At 34.8% G+C, this 18,220-nt stretch carries 15 protein-coding genes; 11 read left to right on the forward strand and 4 right to left on the reverse strand.

Annotated features, from left to right (window positions below; genetic code table 11):
* Positions 1-86 precede the first annotated feature (86 nt).
* Positions 87-1,058 (forward strand): FKBP-type peptidyl-prolyl cis-trans isomerase, encoded by a 972-nt coding sequence (locus NBRC110019_RS06525; protein ID WP_281753440.1) that lies wholly within the window; start codon positions 87-89, stop codon positions 1,056-1,058.
* A gap of 53 nt (positions 1,059-1,111) precedes the next feature.
* On the opposite strand, the gene recQ is transcribed toward NBRC110019_RS06525, so the two are convergent.
* Positions 1,112-3,223: a DNA helicase RecQ gene (recQ, locus tag NBRC110019_RS06530; protein WP_281753442.1), complete on the reverse strand. Its 2,112-nt coding sequence runs from the start codon at positions 3,221-3,223 to the stop codon at positions 1,112-1,114.
* A 168-nt stretch (positions 3,224-3,391) separates the two neighbouring features.
* On the opposite strand from recQ, the gene NBRC110019_RS06535 reads away from it, so the two are divergent.
* From NBRC110019_RS06535 to NBRC110019_RS06570, 8 genes are all read left to right on the forward strand, one after another.
* A complete protein-coding gene (locus NBRC110019_RS06535) occupies positions 3,392-3,817 on the forward strand; it encodes a PaaI family thioesterase (RefSeq protein ID WP_281753444.1) in 426 nt (141 codons plus the stop codon).
* Positions 3,817-4,962 carry a chorismate-binding protein gene (locus NBRC110019_RS06540; protein WP_281753446.1) on the forward strand — a complete coding sequence of 382 codons (1,146 nt, stop codon included), beginning with the start codon at positions 3,817-3,819 and terminating at the stop codon, positions 4,960-4,962. The genes NBRC110019_RS06535 and NBRC110019_RS06540 overlap by 1 nt, the downstream gene beginning before the upstream one ends.
* 96 nt (positions 4,963-5,058) lie before the next feature.
* Positions 5,059-6,396, forward strand: coding sequence for a TolC family protein (locus NBRC110019_RS06545; RefSeq protein WP_281753448.1), 1,338 nt, complete (start codon positions 5,059-5,061; stop codon positions 6,394-6,396).
* 4 nt (positions 6,397-6,400) lie between these two features.
* The gene (locus NBRC110019_RS06550; RefSeq protein ID WP_281753451.1) at positions 6,401-7,615 is read left to right on the forward strand and encodes an efflux RND transporter periplasmic adaptor subunit; all 1,215 of its coding nucleotides are present in this window, start codon (positions 6,401-6,403) and stop codon (positions 7,613-7,615) included.
* A 10-nt stretch (positions 7,616-7,625) separates the two neighbouring features.
* Positions 7,626-8,366, forward strand: a complete 741-nt coding sequence (locus NBRC110019_RS06555; protein ID WP_281753452.1) for an ABC transporter ATP-binding protein — start codon at positions 7,626-7,628, stop codon at positions 8,364-8,366.
* A 1-nt stretch (position 8,367) separates the two neighbouring features.
* Positions 8,368-9,585 (forward strand): ABC transporter permease, encoded by a 1,218-nt coding sequence (locus NBRC110019_RS06560; protein WP_281753453.1) that lies wholly within the window; start codon positions 8,368-8,370, stop codon positions 9,583-9,585.
* 1 nt (position 9,586) lies between these two features.
* Positions 9,587-10,624, forward strand: coding sequence for a sensor histidine kinase (locus tag NBRC110019_RS06565; RefSeq protein WP_281753454.1), 1,038 nt, complete (start codon positions 9,587-9,589; stop codon positions 10,622-10,624).
* A gap of 14 nt (positions 10,625-10,638) precedes the next feature.
* Positions 10,639-11,361 (forward strand): LytR/AlgR family response regulator transcription factor, encoded by a 723-nt coding sequence (locus NBRC110019_RS06570; RefSeq protein ID WP_281753561.1) that lies wholly within the window; start codon positions 10,639-10,641, stop codon positions 11,359-11,361.
* Positions 11,362-11,392: 31 nt separating this feature from the next.
* Here the strand turns inward: NBRC110019_RS06570 and NBRC110019_RS06575 are convergent, their stop codons facing one another.
* The gene (locus NBRC110019_RS06575; protein ID WP_281753455.1) at positions 11,393-11,761 is read right to left on the reverse strand and encodes a winged helix-turn-helix transcriptional regulator; all 369 of its coding nucleotides are present in this window, start codon (positions 11,759-11,761) and stop codon (positions 11,393-11,395) included.
* A gap of 143 nt (positions 11,762-11,904) precedes the next feature.
* On the opposite strand from NBRC110019_RS06575, the gene NBRC110019_RS06580 reads away from it, so the two are divergent.
* Both NBRC110019_RS06580 and NBRC110019_RS06585 read left to right on the forward strand, forming a co-directional pair.
* Positions 11,905-12,774: an SDR family oxidoreductase gene (locus tag NBRC110019_RS06580; RefSeq protein WP_281753456.1), complete on the forward strand. Its 870-nt coding sequence runs from the start codon at positions 11,905-11,907 to the stop codon at positions 12,772-12,774.
* A gap of 122 nt (positions 12,775-12,896) precedes the next feature.
* Entirely contained in the window at positions 12,897-13,556 is a 660-nt protein-coding gene (locus NBRC110019_RS06585; protein ID WP_281753457.1) for a TrmH family RNA methyltransferase, read from the forward strand.
* A 116-nt stretch (positions 13,557-13,672) separates the two neighbouring features.
* On the opposite strand, the gene NBRC110019_RS06590 is transcribed toward NBRC110019_RS06585, so the two are convergent.
* Positions 13,673-14,299, reverse strand: coding sequence for a porin family protein (locus tag NBRC110019_RS06590; protein WP_281753458.1), 627 nt, complete (start codon positions 14,297-14,299; stop codon positions 13,673-13,675).
* Positions 14,300-14,531: 232 nt separating this feature from the next.
* Positions 14,532-18,188, reverse strand: coding sequence for a phosphoribosylformylglycinamidine synthase (purL, locus tag NBRC110019_RS06595; RefSeq protein WP_281753459.1), 3,657 nt, complete (start codon positions 18,186-18,188; stop codon positions 14,532-14,534).
* Positions 18,189-18,220: the final 32 nt, after the last annotated feature.

The raw sequence follows: 18,220 nt of genomic DNA on the forward strand, positions 1-18,220 counted from the left end.
AGTGTACAAGGTTTAATAGTTAATTTTAACATTTGTAAATGTGCATAAAATTGTATCTTGCGCGTTTTATTAAAAACTCTATTATAATGAAGTTAAACAGAATACTAACGTATGCTGTTTTATCTTGCTTGACGATATTGGGAATAATATCGTGCAAAAAGGATGATACGGCTAGCGTAACTCCTCCTAGGGATATAACGGAGGTAATGCTTGAGGACGACGAAGCATTACAAGAGTACTTATCAACTCACTTTTACAACTACGAAGATTTTGCTAATCCTCCCGCCAGTTTTGATTATAAAATAGTTTTTGATACTATAGAAGGAACAAATGCAAATAAAATACCTTTAATAGATCAGGTGCAAACAAAGCCTGTGATTATTTTAGATGCAGATGAAGAAGAGGTAGCGCATAATTTGTATTATTTAATTGCAAGAGAAGGGGAAGGAGTGCATCCTCATGTAGCAGATTCTGTGTATGTAAAATATACCGGAAGCAATTTAAGTGGAGATGTTTTTGATTTTACGAATGTGCCTGTTTGGTTTGATCAAATAGGAAACCCTTATTACACTAGTAGCACAGGGGTTGTTACGGGATGGAAGTTCTTTACTCCAGAGCTTAAAACCGGAACGTTTACAGGTTTAGATGCAGGAGTAGCAGTATATGAAAATTATGGTGTAGGAGCCGTATTTATGCCTTCTGGTTTAGGCTATTTTAATACTACAATTACTGGTGTGTCTGCATATTCACCACTTGTGTTTAGAATAGATATGTTGGCTAATATAGAGTCTGACCATGATGGGGATAAAATACCATCTTATTATGAAGATCAGGATGGTGATTTCTTTATGTATAATGTAGATACAGATGGAGACGGGATAGCCGATATTTATGATGTTGATGATGATGGTGATAGTGCGCTAACTATTGATGAAATAGAGTACACTGACTTAGATGAAAATGGTAGAATAAGTATAGATGAAATAGATTTTCTGGATTATAATGATGATGACTTGCCAGATTATTTAGATCCTAATTATTTTGTAGAAGAAGATTAGTAAAATTTATTATAGATAGAAAGCCGGTATAGTTACCGGCTTTTTTATTTATACTAAGTGTTCTGCTCTTTTTTTAAAACGGATAGTGCTAAGCGAATGGTAAAGTAATCCATAGACTCTTGGAAGTGCTCAAAATAGGATTTTAGTTGTGTTGGTTCTTCAAGTATTTCTTTAGCTTCTTTTACTTTTAAAACTTCTTTTTTTGTAATAAATCTGTAAATATCTACAGGTTTATCTTCTTCATATAACTTAGCAATGTGTGAGTAAATAGTAGCAATATTTAATTGTCTTTCTTCTGCAATTTCTTCAATAGATAGCCCTTTTTCATACCACTTTAGTGTTTCGTTATAGGTGTTTTTCTTTCCTTTTCCTTTTGTTTTTTTCTCTTTAGTAAAGGCAATTATTTCACTTATAAATTGATACCCGTAGGCTTCTAGTTTACGTTTTCCAACACCTCCAATTTCTATAAATTCATCATCACTCATTGGGCGTTCCGCTTCCATTTCTTTTAATGCGGCATCACTAAAAATATGATAAGCGGGTACATCTTCTTCTCGTGCAATTTTTAGCCGTAGTTGACGTAACCTTTCAAATAAATTGTTTTGCGTAGTTGTTTTTTTAGAAGGTTGCTTGGTGCTTTCTGTAGGTTTAACATCTGTAGGTTGTGTTAGTCTTACGTGAGTACCCTTAAACAAGACTTCTTTTGCCAGATTGGTTACTTTTAAATTGTTCTTCTCATGAAAGGCAATTTCTACGTACCCCATATTTATTAATTGAATAAGATATTGTTGCCAGTGTGTCCAAGAGATTTCGGGTGCTATTCCGTAGGTTTTAACATGTTCGTATCCTTTGCTAAGGATCGTATTGTTTTTAGAGCCTCTTAAAACATCTATTACCGTACCTATTGGTTCCTGTTCTTTTAAACGGGTAATACAGGAGAGTGCTTTTTGGGCAATAATAGTGCCGTTAAAAAACGTAGGTGGATTTTTGCAAACATCACAATTGCCACAATCCTTTTCAAGATATTCGCCAAAATAGCTTAAGAGTATTTTTCTACGACAGCTTAAAGCATCTGCATATTGTTTCATACGTTCTAGCTTTGCTAACTGTACTTCGCTATTAGAGTTCTTTTCTGCAAATTGACGAAGTTGTACAACATCGGCATAGCTATGAAATAAGAGCGTTTCAGAAGGTAGTCCATCTCGGCCGGCACGACCAATCTCCTGGTAATATCCTTCCATGTTTTTAGGTAGGTTGTAATGTATAACCCATCTAATATTGCTTTTGTCTATACCCATTCCAAAAGCTATGGTAGCGCAAATAATCTCTATTTCGTCATTAATAAACTGATCTTGTATTGTAGCGCGTTCTTCATGACCCAGTCCGGCATGGTAGGCTATAGCATTAAAACCTTCTTTAATAAGTTTGTTAGCTACCATTTCGGTTCCCTTTCTACTTAAGCAGTATATAATACCGCTTTCCGATTCATGACCAGCTAAGAAACTAGTTATCTGCTGCATTCTGTCAACCCCTGGTTTAACCGTAAGGTTTAAGTTGCTTCGGTCAAAAGAAGAGATGTATTTTTTAGCATTAGGTATGCTAAGCTGATTAACAATGTCATCTCTGGTCGCTTTGTCAGCTGTAGCGGTAAGTGCAATTATGGGTATTTCAGGGAATCGATTTTTTAAAAAACCAAGTTGTTGATAGGCTGGTCTAAAGTCGTGCCCCCAGCTAGAGATGCAGTGTGCCTCATCAATGGCTATTAATCCTACCTTGGTAGTGCTAAATACAGGTTCTAAATAAGATAAACTTTCAGGAGCAACATATAGAAGCTTTATTTCATTCGACTTTACTTTGTCAAAAATAGTATGGTGTTCTGCTTCACTTTGACTACTATTAATGAAGGCTGCATTAATACCATTTGTGTTTAATCCATCTACCTGATCTTTCATTAGAGCTATAAGTGGAGATATAACTAATGTAATACCTGTAAGCATCAGTGCAGGTAATTGGTAACAAATAGATTTACCGCCTCCAGTAGGCATAATTACCAAAGAGTCATGGCCATCTAGTACATTTGTAATTATTTCTTCCTGTAGAGGTCTAAACCTATCGTATCCAAAGTACGTTTTTAAAGTACTGTATAATTGCTCGTTTTTTACCATATGTTGCAAAGTAAAGGCTCAAATAATTAATAGAAAATAATTGTGAATAAAATTATTTATATGATTTGAAACTTGATAATGGGAAAACGTAAGGAATACCAACATTCTGCAAACAAATTTACAAATGAATAAAGGGTTTTGTAAATTTGTAGACCATAGTTACATATTATGACTCAGGAAGCTATTTTATTGATTTGTAAAAAAATGTGTGAAAACACACTCATGGAAACCTTAGAAATTGAATTTGTTTCGGTTGACCTAAAAAAAGAAACACTAACAGCATCTATGCCTGTAACACCTAAGGTACACCAACCCGATGGTGTTTTACATGGTGGCGCTACAGCTGCCTTAGCAGAAAGTGTAGGGAGTGCAGCGTGCTATGTTTTTCTTGATGCAAAAAATTATATGATAAGAGGGATTGAGATTTCTGCGAATCATTTAAAAAGTAAAGTTGAAGGAATGGTGTATGCAACTGCATCATTTATTCATAAAGGGCGTACCACACAATTATGGGATATTAAAGTAGTAGATGAGGAAGGGAAACTTATTTCTCAATGTAAATTGTCTACTATAACACTACCAAAAAAGAAGTAATGCAGCAGGAATTATTTTTTGATAAAATTAAAGAGCATTATACAGCTAACTTACCATTTGTTGTTTACAGAAAACCAGGGGAATCTGCAGTTTATTCATACTTACAATTGAATGATGAATTACAATATACTAAAGATTTTACAGAAGGCGGATTTGTTTTTGCACCTTTTAATTTAAGTGAAAGAGTTGTTTTGTTTTCTTCAGAAGTATCTGAAAAATTACAATTAGAAACTTTTAATTATAATGAAACAGATGTTATTAATGCCTACACCGTACTTACTGAAGAAGAACATTTAGCGCATGTAAACTTGGTAGCTAAAGGGGTAGAAGCTTTAACAGCCAATTCAGGTTTTAAAAAGGTAGTACTTTCTCGTAAGGAAGTCTTGAAAACTGAGAAAAAAGACCCTTTATTGCTCTTTCAGCGTATTTTGCATACGTACCCTAATGCATTTTGTTATTGCTGGTATCATCCGAAGGTGGGATTGTGGTTAGGGGCAACTCCTGAAACATTACTAAAAATATATAGAAATAAATTAGCCACTATGGCATTAGCCGGAACCCAAAAATATGTAGATACAGAAAATGTATACTGGGGTGATAAAGAAAAGATGGAGCAACAAATAGTAACAGATACTATTGTTAATGCACTTACACCGGTATTGAGTAATTTAGAGGTTTCTAATGTGCATACCCATAAAGCTGGTACCTTATTACATTTAAAAACAGATATAAGCGGAAGGTTATCTAATAATCATGGTTTAAAAGAGGTTATAGAGGCACTTCATCCGACACCTGCGGTATGTGGTTTACCAAAAGAAAAGGCTAAAGCATTTATTTTTAACAATGAAAACTATAGAAGAACTTACTATAGCGGCTTTTTAGGAGAATTGAATAACAAAACTACAGTAGAAAGAAATACAAATAGGAGAAATGTAGAGAATTCTGCATATAAAGCAACTGTGGTGAGTAGTCACCTTTTTGTAAACCTTAGAAGTATGGAGATGGTAGAAGATGAATTACATTTGTTTGTTGGTGGCGGAATTGTAAAAGATTCGGATCCTGAGGCTGAATGGCAAGAGACTGTTCATAAAACAAATACCATGAAACAGGTACTTGCTCTAAAATTGCCATCGAGAATAAAGTAGTTTTCGTAGAGACAAAAGCCCTAAACTTCTATTCTTTTTTATCTATAAGGAAAGGTAGTGCACCTTTGACTTGTGAAACTAAAACACATTTCAAAGATGAAGCAATATTTTTCGATACTATTAATGTTTACGTTCTTTTGGGTAAAGGCGCAGGACACCAATAGTACTCCAAATAGTTCCACTAAAGTTTGGACCTTGGAAGAATGTTTGGCGTATGCTGTTGATAATAATATTACGGTAAAAACTGCAGAACTAACAAAAGAGACGTCAGGTGTAACGTATAGTGCATCTAAATTTAATAAACTACCAAACTTAACAGGTAGTGCCTCACAGAGTATGACCAATGGTCAGTCTATTGACCCCATTACCAGTGATTATGTAAACGAACAAATACACGCTACAAGTATAGGGGTAAGTACTTCTGTTACACTATTTCAAGGTAATCAGTTAAATAATACCGTTAAGCAGAATAAATTACTTGTAAATCAGAATTCATTTTATGTAGAGCAGGCAAAAAATAATATTGTTTTAAGTGTAACAGAGGCTTATTTGCAAGCTTTGTATGCTAAAGAAGGAATATTAGTAGCAGAGAAAAACTTAGAGGCTTCAGAAAAAGAAGCGGAAACAGCTAAGGCTCGTTTAGAGGCAGGAAGTATTGCTATGCAAGATTATACAGATGCCTTGTCACAATCAGCTACCAATAGATACAATGTAATTGATGCTAAGAATAGTTATGCTACTTATATTTTAACGCTAAAACAATTATTAGAGTTAACGCCATTTGATGATTTTGATATTGTAACTCCTGATACTGAAGATTATGCGGCTCCGATACTACCAAATAAAGTATCTGTTTATAAAACTGCTTTAGGGATTTTGCCTGAGTACCAGGCGGCTAAATTAGGAGTTGAGGTTTCTGAGAAAGATTTAGATATAGCTAAAGGAGATTACTTACCAACTTTATCATTAACAGGAAGTGTAGGATCTGGATATACGAGTACACAGAGTTTAGGATTTAAAGATCAAATGGATGTAAACTTAAACCAACGAGTAGGATTGTCGTTGAGCGTTCCAATCTTTAATAGAGGTCAAACAAAGGCTGCCATACAAAAAGCAAAGTTAGCTATAGAACAATCAGAGATTCAGGAAAAAACAGTTCAAAAGGAAATATTTCAAAAAATAGAAACAGCTTATCAAAATGCATTGTCTTCTCAAGAACAATTAGTAGCAGCCCAAGTTGCCAGTAATGCAGCAGAAGAATCGTATAAGTTGGCGCAAAAGAAATACGATTTGGGAGCATTGAGTACAACCGATTTAGTGGTTAGTCAAAACACTTTTACAAATGCACAACAAAATTATATTCAGGCAAAATACTTAAACATACTTTATACACAGTTACTAAATTTTTATCAAGGAGACCAAATTAAACTTTAATCAAATGAAAAAGAATAATAAGAAAATAGGAATCATAATTATAGTGATACTTGTTATTGCGGGAGGAGCATATTTTATGTTTGGAGGCACAAAGCAGACTGTAATTTCGGTTCAAGCGCTAACAGTTGAAAAAGGAGAAGTAACTAAAATGGTTACTGCAACAGGTACGGTAGAGCCACTTACAGAAGTTGAAGTTGGGACTCAGGTTTCAGGTAAAATTTCAAAACTATATGCAGATTATAATAGCGTTGTGAAAAAAGGAGATTTACTAGCAGAGATTGATAAGACTAACTTATTAACGTCTTTATCACAAGCTAAAGCAAGTTATAATAGTGCAGTAACTGAAAGAGATTATTTGCAAACTATTTTCGATAGACAAAAGTCTTTATATGAGAACAGCGTAATTAGTAAAGCAGATTACGATGAGGCTTTGTATAATTTAAAAACAGCAAAGAATACAGTAGATCAAAGATATTCGGATCTTCAGGAAGCGCAAACTAATTTAAGTTACGCAGAAATTTATTCCCCTATTGACGGAGTAGTACTTTCTAGAGAGGTTGATGAAGGACAGACGGTAGCGGCAAGTTACGAAACACCCACGTTGTTCACTATTGCTAAGGATTTAAAACAAATGCAGGTAGAGGCCGATGTAGATGAAGCAGATATAGGAGAAGTGGAAGAAGGGCAGCGAGTAACTTTTACGGTAGATGCGTACCAAGGAACGGTGTTTGAAGGAAAAGTTACGCAGGTACGTTTAGCGTATACTGAAGATTCTAATGTAATTACGTATACGGTGGTAATTGAAGCAGAGAACCCTGACCTAAAACTAAAGCCGGGTTTAACAGCCACCGTATACATTTACACTCTTGAATTACAAGATCAATTAACGATTCAGGCTAAGGCTGTTAATTTTCAACCAGATGTAAATTTAGTTCAAGCTTATGAAGTGCAAGAAGGTATTGAAAACCCACAGCCAGTTAGAACACCTGAAACATCGGGTGATGAAAAAGTAGTTTGGAAATTAGATGGTAAGAAAATGAGACCTCAAAAAGTTATATTAGGAGAAAGTGATGGTGTAAATGTTCAGGTAAAAAGCGGTTTAAATGAAGGAGATAAATTGGTGTATAGTATAGAAGCTTCTAAAGAAACTGTTTCGGGAGGAAGTGCAGAAAGTCCGTTTATGCCTAAACCACCGGGAAAAAATAAGAGTAAAAAATAAAGTTTAGATCATGAAAAAAGAAATTATCAAAATTCAGGATCTCAAAAGAAACTTTAAAATGGGAGATGAAATAGTGCATGCGCTAAAAGGAATTTCATTTACCATTCATGAAGGTGAATTTGTAACCATCATGGGATCTAGTGGATCAGGAAAAAGTACTATGTTAAATATCTTAGGTTGTTTAGATCAGCCTTCGTCAGGGACTTATGAAATAGATGAGATTGATGTAAAAGAGTTATCTCGTAATGATTTGGCTAGAATCAGAAATAAAAAAATAGGATTCATTTTTCAGTCCTACAATTTATTACCAAGAACCACATCTATTGAAAATGCAGAGCTACCGCTAATATACAATAATACGGTAAGTACAGAGGAACGTCACAAAAGAGCAGTAGAAGCTTTGAAATTAGTTGGGCTTGGAGAGCGTTTAGATCATACCCCTGCACAATTATCAGGAGGGCAACAACAGCGTGTAGCTATTGCACGTTCTTTAGTAAACGACCCAGTGGTTATTTTGGCTGATGAGGCTACTGGTAACCTAGATACTCGTACCTCTTATGAGATAATGTCTTTGTTTCAGAAGCTTAACAGAAACGGTAAAACTATCGTATTTGTAACTCATGAACCAGATATTGCAGCGTTTAGTTCTCGTACCATTGTATTAAAAGATGGTAATATTATTAAGGATGAATCTAACCAGAATGTTCAGGATGCTGCCAAAGCATTAGCAGAACTACCAAAAGGAGACTAAGATGAGAATTTTAAATTTATTAAAAACCGCATGGAAAGCTATTTTGTTGAATAAGGTGAGAACCTTGCTTACCATGTTGGGAATTATAATAGGGGTTGCCTCGGTAATTGCAATGCTTGCTATTGGAGAGGGATCTAAACAAAGTATCAGAACGCAAATTTCTAGTATGGGGTCTAACATGATTAATATAAGACCTGGAGCAGATATGAGAGGAGGAGTTAGACTTGATGCGGGTGAAATGCAGTCATTAAAATTGGCCGATTATGAAGCTATTAAAAATGATGCCTCTTTAATTTCGGGAGTATCGCCACAGGTTTCAGGAAGCGGACAAGTAATTTATGGGGCTAATAACTGGCCTACTTCTATTTATGGGGTTTCTCCTGAATTTGTAGATATTAAGAAGTTTAGTATTGTAAATGGAAGTATGTTTACCAATGATGAGGTAAAGTCGTATGCTAAAGTAGCTGTAATTGGTCAGACCATTGTCGAGAATTTATTTCCAAATGAGGATCCAGTTGGTAAAATGATACGTTTTGATAATACACCTTTTAAAATTATTGGGGTATTAGGAGAGAAAGGAGAAAATACCTTTGGTCAAGATCAGGATGATGTTATTTTAGCTCCTTACACAGCAGTTCAAAAACGTATTTTAGCAATTAATTACTTACAATCAATTGTGGCTTCAGCAATAAGTGAAGAAAAAGCCGATGATGCGGTAGAACAAGTAAGTAATATTTTAAGAAAACAACACGGTATTTCAGGAGATCAGAGCGATGATTTCAATGTGTTTTCAATGGAAGAGTTAATTTCTATGTTTAGTTCAACCAATGAAATGTTAACGGTATTGTTGGTAGCTATAGCGAGTATTTCGTTATTTATTGGTGGTATTGGTATTATGAATATTATGTACGTTTCGGTAAAAGAAAGAACGCGTGAGATTGGTTTACGTATGGCTGTTGGTGGTATGGGACGCGATATTTTACTGCAATTTTTGATAGAAGCTATACTCATTAGTATAACAGGAGGATTGTTAGGTGTACTTTTAGGGTTAGCATCTACGGTATTTATAGAAAATATACTAAATTGGCCTACTAGTGTTACCAGTTACTCCATTATAATTTCATTTGCAGTGTGTGCTGTTACCGGAATTTTCTTTGGATGGTATCCTGCTAGAAAAGCAGCAGCACTAGACCCAATAAATGCTTTGAGATACGAATAATATGTTTACCTATAAAAGTAAAAGAATAACTGTATTGTTTCATGTGTTGGTATGGATTGTATTATTTAGCTTTCCATACCTTCTTTCGTCTGGTACTGAACAGGTGATGATTAGAGTAATTGGTCATTCATGGGTTCCTTTAACCATGTATGCTGTGATATTCTATTTGAATTACTTGTACTTAATAAATGCCTTCGTATTCGATAAAAAAAGACTTGCGGTATTTATTACTTTAAATACTGGTATTATTGTGTTATGTATCTGGTTTAGAGATTTACTAAATGAAACCTTTTTCCAGAATATCTTTCCAAAATCACCTGATGGAGACGGAGGGCCACCAATAAAACTGTTTATTTATGTTCAGATTATATCGTTTCTAATTCCTTTAATTTTTGCGGTAGCCTTAAAAATTACCGAACGATGGATTAAAACCGAAGCAGAACGTAAAGAGGCTGCTAATATTAAGTTGGCGTCTGAGTTGCAACATTTAAAATATCAGCTGCAACCACATTTCTTTTTCAATTCATTAAATAATATTTATTCGCTGGTAGACATCTCTCCTGATAAGGCAAAATCTACCATTCATAGTTTAAGTAAACTGATGCGCTATTTGTTATATGAAACAAATACAGAGAAAGTGCCTTTACAAAAAGAATTGGATTTTATGGAGAAGTATATTGAATTGATGAAGTTACGACTTTCAGAAAATACCAAGGTGGTCTATGGCTTTCCAATTGCATCGCCAGATGTTACCGTAGCGCCATTGCTTTATATATCTTTAATGGAAAATGCATTTAAACACGGGGTTTCTTCAAATAATGATTGTACTATTGAATTTGAAATGAAAATCAATGCAGAAGAAATAAGTTTTACGTCTAGTAATTACAATTACCCTAAAAACATGGCCGATAAAAGTGGCTCAGGAATAGGATTGGATAACCTAAAAAAACGACTTAACTTACTATATCCAAATAGTCATGAGTATATGCATCAGGTGATTGATAATAAATATGTGGCTAAGTTGAATATAAAGTATTAAGGTTTATGGATAAGATGCAAATTACCTGTATAGTTGTAGATGATGAGCCTATGGCACTAAATTTGGTAGAGAGTTATGTAGAGAAAACTCCTTTTCTTATTTTAAAGCAAAAGTTTAGCAATGCTATAGATGCTATGGAGTATGTAAACAATACGCCTATAGATGTATTGTTCCTAGATATTCAGATGCCCGATTTAACGGGGATTGCTTTTTCTAAAATGTTACCCAAAAGTACTCGGGTTATTTTTACTACAGCATTTGACCAGTATGCTTTAGAAGGATTTAAAGTGGATGCCTTAGATTATCTGTTAAAACCGTTTGATTATGCCGAGTTTCTGAATGCCGCTAGCAAAGCCAAAGAATGGTTTGCTTTATTAAGAAAAACAGAAAATACAAATCCCGTTAGCTCAGGAAAAGAATTCTTATTTGTGAAATCTGAGTATAAGCAATTAAAGATTAAGCTTAATGAGGTGTTGTATTTTGAGGGGCTTAAAGACTATATTAAAATTTGGCTTAAAAATGAGTCAAAGCCTATTTTAACGCTTATGAGTTTAAAGTCGTTAGAGGAGGAGTTACCTGAATCTGATTTTATGAGGGTACACAGGTCTTTTATTGTATCACTAAAAAATATAGATGTGATAGAACGTAGTCAGATTATTATTAATGACCAACGAATTACGGTTTCAGAACAATACAAACCGAAGTTTATGGAGTTTATTAATAGTAATTCGTTATAAATTTTCTAAAACCGTTTAACTTAATTATCGATTACAGCTCGTTATTGTATGCTGCTCTGTTTTGCATAATAGTGTTTATATGTTCTTTAGACCATTTAGCTAGAGCATCTATATGCGGTAGTAAACTAGTGCCTAAAGGGGTAATAGTATATTCAACTTTTGGAGGTATTTCTGCATATACTTTTCTATGTACAAATCCGTCTGCTTCTAACGATTTCAAGGTTACCGAAAGCATTTTCTGAGAAATGTCTCCAATACTTTTGTGTATTTCATTAAAACGTAAAACTTCGTTCTCTTTTAGAACCAAAAGAATTAGTAAAGACCATTTGTCTCCTATCTTATCTAATACATTTCGTACCGGGCATTCTGCTACATTATAAAAATTTATACTTTTTTCCATAACTAATATCTTTAAAATCAATATTACTAACTTTTTAGTAAGTGTTTTACTAATAGGTATGTTCTTGTTTTTCGTTAACTTACCATTTATCTTTGACTTACCAAAAGTAAGTAACTATATTTTATTAATTAAAAAATTGTATTATGATATTAGTAACAGGGGCTAGTGGTAACTTAGGAAAAGCCGTAGCAAACGAATTATTAAACAGAGTTGAAGCTTCTGAAATAGCTGTATTATCTAGGGATGTGAACAAAGTTGAAGATCTTAAAGAAAAGGGAATGACTGTAGTTCAGGGAGATTATGACGACTATGCTTCATTAGTTGCAGCTTTTAAAGGTATAGATAAATTGTATTTTGTTTCTGGTTCTGATATTGCAAGCCGTATGAAACAACATGAAAATGTGGTGAATGCTGCTAAAGAAGCAGGAGTAGGACATGTAGTTTATACAAGTTTTCAAAGAGCTACAGATAAGAAAGATTCTATTATTGGGTTTGTGGGAGAGTCTCATATTACAACAGAAGAATTATTAAAAGCATCTGGTTTAAATTATACCATTTTAAAGCATGCGTTATACTTAGAGGTATTACCATTGTTTTTAGGAGAAAATGTAATTGATAACGGAGCGGTATATCTACCGGCTCAAGATGGTAAAGTGTCTTTTGCATCTAGAGCTGATATGGCAGAAGCAGGGGCTATAATATTAACTACTGATGGACATGAGGGGAAAGTGTATGAGTTTGGAGGCGACGTTTCAGTGGGAATGGCTGAGGTTGCTGAGGGGCTATCTAAGTTGTCTGGTAAAGAAATAGCCTATGTAAGTCCTGAGGTAGAAGAATACAAAGCAACATTAGCCGGATTTGGTGTTCCGCAAGGAGCTATTGATGTAATTGTAGGTTTTAGCTTAGGTATTGCAGCTAATGAGTTTGATGGTTCTACCACTGAACTTAAAGATTTATTAGGTAGAGAACTAATTAGCTTATCAACATTTTTAGAAGCTACTTATAGTTTATAAAATAAATAGTATTGTAAGAAAGAGGCCGGTTGTACCGGTCTCTTTGCTTTTTAGAGCAAATAGGATAAATTTATTTTCTACTAAATAAACTCTTATTTTTGTTAGTTTAAAGTACAGTTAGAATGGATAAAGCCCATTTACTAAATTATTTAATAGATTTTATAACTACTGAAAGATACCAAAAGTTTCAGGAGATACTAGCCAATAGAACAAAGCATTTTACTGTAGCTGTGGAGGATATTTATCAAATGCATAATACCAGTGCGGTAATACGTAGTTGTGATGTGTTTGGTATTCAGGAAGCGTATTTGGTAGAAGAAAAATTTGGAAAGCCATTGGATGAAAATATAGCTATGGGAGCTCAAAAATGGGTTGATTCCTATAGATACCAAAATTCGAATGCGTGTATTGAATCACTTAAGAATAAGGGGTATAAAATAATAGCCACTACGCCACACGATGATTCATGTCTTTTAGAAGCGTTTGATGTTGCTCAGAAAAGTGCTTTTTTCTTTGGGACAGAACGACATGGATTGTCTGATACAGTAATGGAGCAGGCAGACGGGTATTTAAAAATACCTATGGTAGGGTTTACTGAAAGCTTAAATATATCGGTAAGTGTAGCCATTATTCTTCAATCTATTACACAACGTTTACGAGCTTCTGATGTAGCTTGGCAATTGTTGCCAGAGGAATTACTAGACAAGCAAATAGATTGGGCTCAAAAATCCATACGAAGTATTGAGGATGTAATGCAACGTTATGAAATGATAAAAAAGTAAACTCAGTAGAACGTTCACGAAGTATTTACAAGAATTTCGTTTTTATTAAGAGACAAGTCTCAGCGTGTTTATCCCGATTATTTAGTAAAAGGGAGAAAAAATCTCCCTTATGTATTTTAGTTAAAGGCAAAGCAAAAGCCTACTTGCAATAATATGTTTTTAACATTGTCTGTAGCATCTGCACCTTCAAATACGTTAATGATTCCCTGTGAATAGGTGATGTTTAACATAGCAGCATCTGGTTTACCTATTCCAATACCACCTGAAAGGGCAAAATCAAACTCGTTTACCTTAATATCTAATCCGTTATCAGAGAAATAACTTTCAGTACTTATGTTCATTTCATCATCATCTTCTGTGATTTTTAGTTTGGAGTTTACTAAAATTGCAGGTCTTGCTCCTAACAGAATATGAAATTGACCTTCGTTTTTAAATGTAAAACGATAGTATAAAGGAGTAGCTACATAATTTAGCTGATAGGTCATTCCCGGAAAATCATAACTATCTAAGTCAGTTCCTTGCTCACTATACAATACCTCTACCTGAAGATTTGAATGTCCGGTAAGCTTCTGGTTTAGAAATAAACCTCCTCCGTAAGATATTCTTGGTGTATTTTTATAATCACCTATTAGCTCAATCCCTTCAAATTGAGCAAGATTAATGGCGGCCTTTATCCCGAAGGTTGTGGATTGGGCACTGGTTGTAAGTGTTACTAATAGTAACAATACATACAAAAGTTTCATTGTGGTTTTCATCGCTATTATGGGTTAAAAAGTAAAAAGCACTGGCAGCTTTCAGTAGGTTTTAATAATAGAAATTTGGGGTTCATTAAAACAATATATCAATTAGGGGAAGTTGTTATTTTAGTAGTGACAGGAAATAACGGTGTTAAATATAATTTAAAATTTAATAAAAATGAAAAAAAAAGCTGCTTATTCCAAATAAGCAGCTTTTTTGAAGTGTGTTGTGTATTTATTATTTGTTCTCTAACCATTTTCTAGCATTTGTAAATGCTTCTAACCATGGTGAAACCTCATTTTTTCTTTCAGGGTAGTATGCCCAGTTCCATTGGAAAATAGAACGCTCAATGTGTGGCATAGTTACTAAGTGTCTGCCTGTTTTGTCACACATCATAGCAGTGTTGTAATCAGATCCGTTAGGATTTGCAGGATAGCCTTCATAGCCATATTTAGCAACAATATTGTATTGATTTTCACCTTCAGGTAAGTTAAATTTACCTTCACCGTGACTAATCCATACACCCAAAGTAGTCCCTGCCAAGGTAGAAAGCATAACCGAGTTGTTTTCCTGAACCGCAACAGAAGTAAAGTTACTTTCGTGCTTGTGGCTATCGTTATGAATCATTTTACCATGTTCTTTATGCTCAGGGTTAATTAACTCTAACTCCATAAACAACTGGCAACCGTTACAGATACCAACCGAAAGTGTATCTTCTCTTTTAAAGAAATTTTCTAAAGCTGTTTTTGCTTTTTCGTTATACATAAATGCTCCTGCCCAACCTTTAGCAGAACCTAAAACATCTGAGTTACTAAAACCACCAACAGCTCCAATAAACTGAATGTCTTCTAAGGTTTCTCTTCCTGTAATAAGATCCGTCATATGAACATCCTTTACATCAAAACCGGCTAAATACATAGCATGAGCCATTTCACGTTCAGAGTTACTACCTTTTTCACGTATAATAGCTGCTTTTGGTTTCGGTGCACCTGTGTCTATAACCGTTAATTTTCCTGTAAAATGTTCAGGGAATGTATAGGTTAATGGTTGATGCTTGTAGTTGTTAAAACGAGCATTAGCTGTATTGTTAGCTGTTTGCTTCATGTCAAATAAATACGAAGTCTCAAACCAAGTATCTCTTAATTCATTTACGTTGAAATCAAAATTGTCAGTTCCGTTTTTAATGGAGATAGTAGTACCTTCAGTCGGAGTTCCTATGTTGAAGAATTCAATATTTTGTGTTGTAAGAATTGCTTCTATTTCTTCCGAAGCCTGGAATACAATTCCTGAGTTTTCATTAAAGAATGCTTTTACGGTATCAGCTTCACCTAAAGAAGTTAGATCTAGGTTAGCACCCATATTTACATTGGCAAAACACATTTCTAGCAGGGTAGTAATTAAACCACCTGAAGCTACATCGTGCCCGGCTGCTATTTTACCTTCCAAAATTAATTCTTGAATAGTATTAAATATGTTTTTAAAACTAGCAGCGTCTTTTATAGTTGGTGTTTCGGTACCAATTGCATTTACAACTTGTGCAAATGAACTACCGCCTAATTTAAAAGTATCACCAGATAAGTTAATGTAGTAAATGTTTCCGCCATCTTTTTTAAGAACAGGTTCTACAACCTTGGTAATATCAATACAGTTCCCAACCGATGAAATAATCACAGTACCCGGAGCAATTACTTCCTGATCTGGATATTTTTGCTTCATGGAAAGTGAATCTTTTCCGGTAGGAATGTTAATTCCTAGTTCTATAGCAAAGCTTGAACATGCTTCAACAGCGTCGTATAAACGAGCATCTTCACCTTCATTTTTACATGGCCACATCCAGTTAGCACTTAAAGAAATTCCTGCCATTTTATCTTTAACAGGCGCCCAAACCAAGTTGGTCAATGCTTCAGCAATACTATTTCTACTACCAGCAATCGGATCAATAATAGCCGATACAGGTGAATGTCCTATAGAGGTAGCAATACCTTCTTTTCCTTTAAAGTCTAACGCCATTACCCCAACATTGTTTAAAGGTAATTGTAATGGGCCGGCGCATTGTTGTTTAGCTACACGTCCACCTACGCAACGGTCTACTTTGTTTGTTAACCAATCTTTACAAGCAACAGCCTCTATACGTAATAATTGGTTTAAGTAAGTGGGTATTTCGTTGGTAGTATAACTAAGTTCTTTATAAGTACGATTTACTTTGGTATCGTTCATGATGGTTTTAGGAGAGCTGCCAAACATATCTTCTAAAGCAAGATCCATGGGTTTAATACCGGTTTCTTTAGATTCAAAAGTAAAGCGATCGTCTCCGGTAACTTCTCCTACTACATACATAGGGGAGCGCTCTCTGTCGGCAATACGTTTTAGTGTTTCAGTATCTTTTTTACCAATCACCAATCCCATACGTTCCTGAGACTCATTTCCTATGATTTCTTTAGCAGAAAGAGTTGGATCTCCAACAGGTAATTTATCAAGGTTAATGTGTCCTCCGGTATCTTCAACTAATTCAGATAAACAGTTTAAGTGACCACCGGCACCATGATCATGAATAGAAACAATAGAGTTATGATCGCTTTCTACCATACCACGTACCGCATTAGCAGCACGTTTTTGCATTTCAGGGTTCGAACGTTGAACAGCGTTTAACTCAATACCACTGCTAAATTCTCCAGTGTCGGCAGAAGATACAGCAGCACCACCCATTCCAATTCTATAGTTTTCACCACCAAGAATTACAATATCATCTTCTACTTGAGGTGTTTTTTTAATGGCCTGATCTTCTTTTCCGTAACCAATACCTCCGGCTAACATAATAACTTTGTCAAACCCTAATTTTCTGGTATCTTCTTCGTGTTCAAAAGTTAATAGTGATCCGGTAATTAAAGGCTGTCCAAATTTGTTTCCAAAATCAGACGCCCCGTTAGAGGCTTTAATTAAAATGTCAAGAGGTGTTTGGTATAACCATTTACGAGCTGGCATTGCATTTTCCCATGGACGATTTTCGTTTAAACGAGAATATGATGTCATGTAAACTGCTGTACCTGCTAATGGTAACGATCCTTGTCCACCTGCAAGGCGGTCACGTATTTCACCTCCCGATCCTGTAGCAGCACCGTTAAAAGGCTCTACAGTAGTAGGGAAGTTATGTGTTTCAGCTTTTAATGAAAGAACAGAATCAAATTCCTTTTCGTCATAAAAGTCTGGTTTATCTGCTGTTTTAGGAGCAAACTGAACTGCTTTTGGTCCTTTTACAAAGGCTACATTGTCTTTGTAGGCAGATACTATATTGTTCGAATTTAATTCCGATGTCTTTTTTATTAGTTTGAATAATGAAGTAGGTTTTTCTTCTCCATCTATCACAAACGTACCGTTGAATATTTTATGACGGCAGTGCTCGGAGTTTATTTGTGCAAAACCATACACCTCAGAGTCGGTTAAAGTTCTTCCTAGTTTTGTAGCTAACTCATTAAGATATTCAATTTCTTCATCACTAAGCGCTAGTCCTTCGGCTTCATTATAAGCAGCAATATCTTCAATTTTAATAATGTCTTCCGGATTGATATGAATATCGTAAATATCCTGATCCAGTTGCTTATACTTTTGAGAAAGCATTGGGTCGTAGTCTTTAAAATCTTCAGCAATTGCTTCAAATTCTTCAATTCTAACAATTCCTTCAATGGCCATGTTTTGAGTAATCTCTACTGCATTGGTACTCCAAGGAGTAATCATAGCAGCACGAGGCCCAACAAAAAAAGCGTCAACAGACGCTGTCTTTAACATTGGTTGATTCCCAAATAACCATGTAAGTTTATCAATTTCAATCTGTGAAAATTCTTTGTTCGTTTGAACAGCAAATATTTTTTGCGCAGGGTTCCCGAAGAAAACTATCATAAAAAAACAGTTTGTGTTGTTGTTTTTACCAA

This window comes from Neptunitalea chrysea (assembly GCF_027924145.1).
GTDB classification, from domain to species: Bacteria; Bacteroidota; Bacteroidia; order Flavobacteriales; family Flavobacteriaceae; genus Neptunitalea; species Neptunitalea chrysea.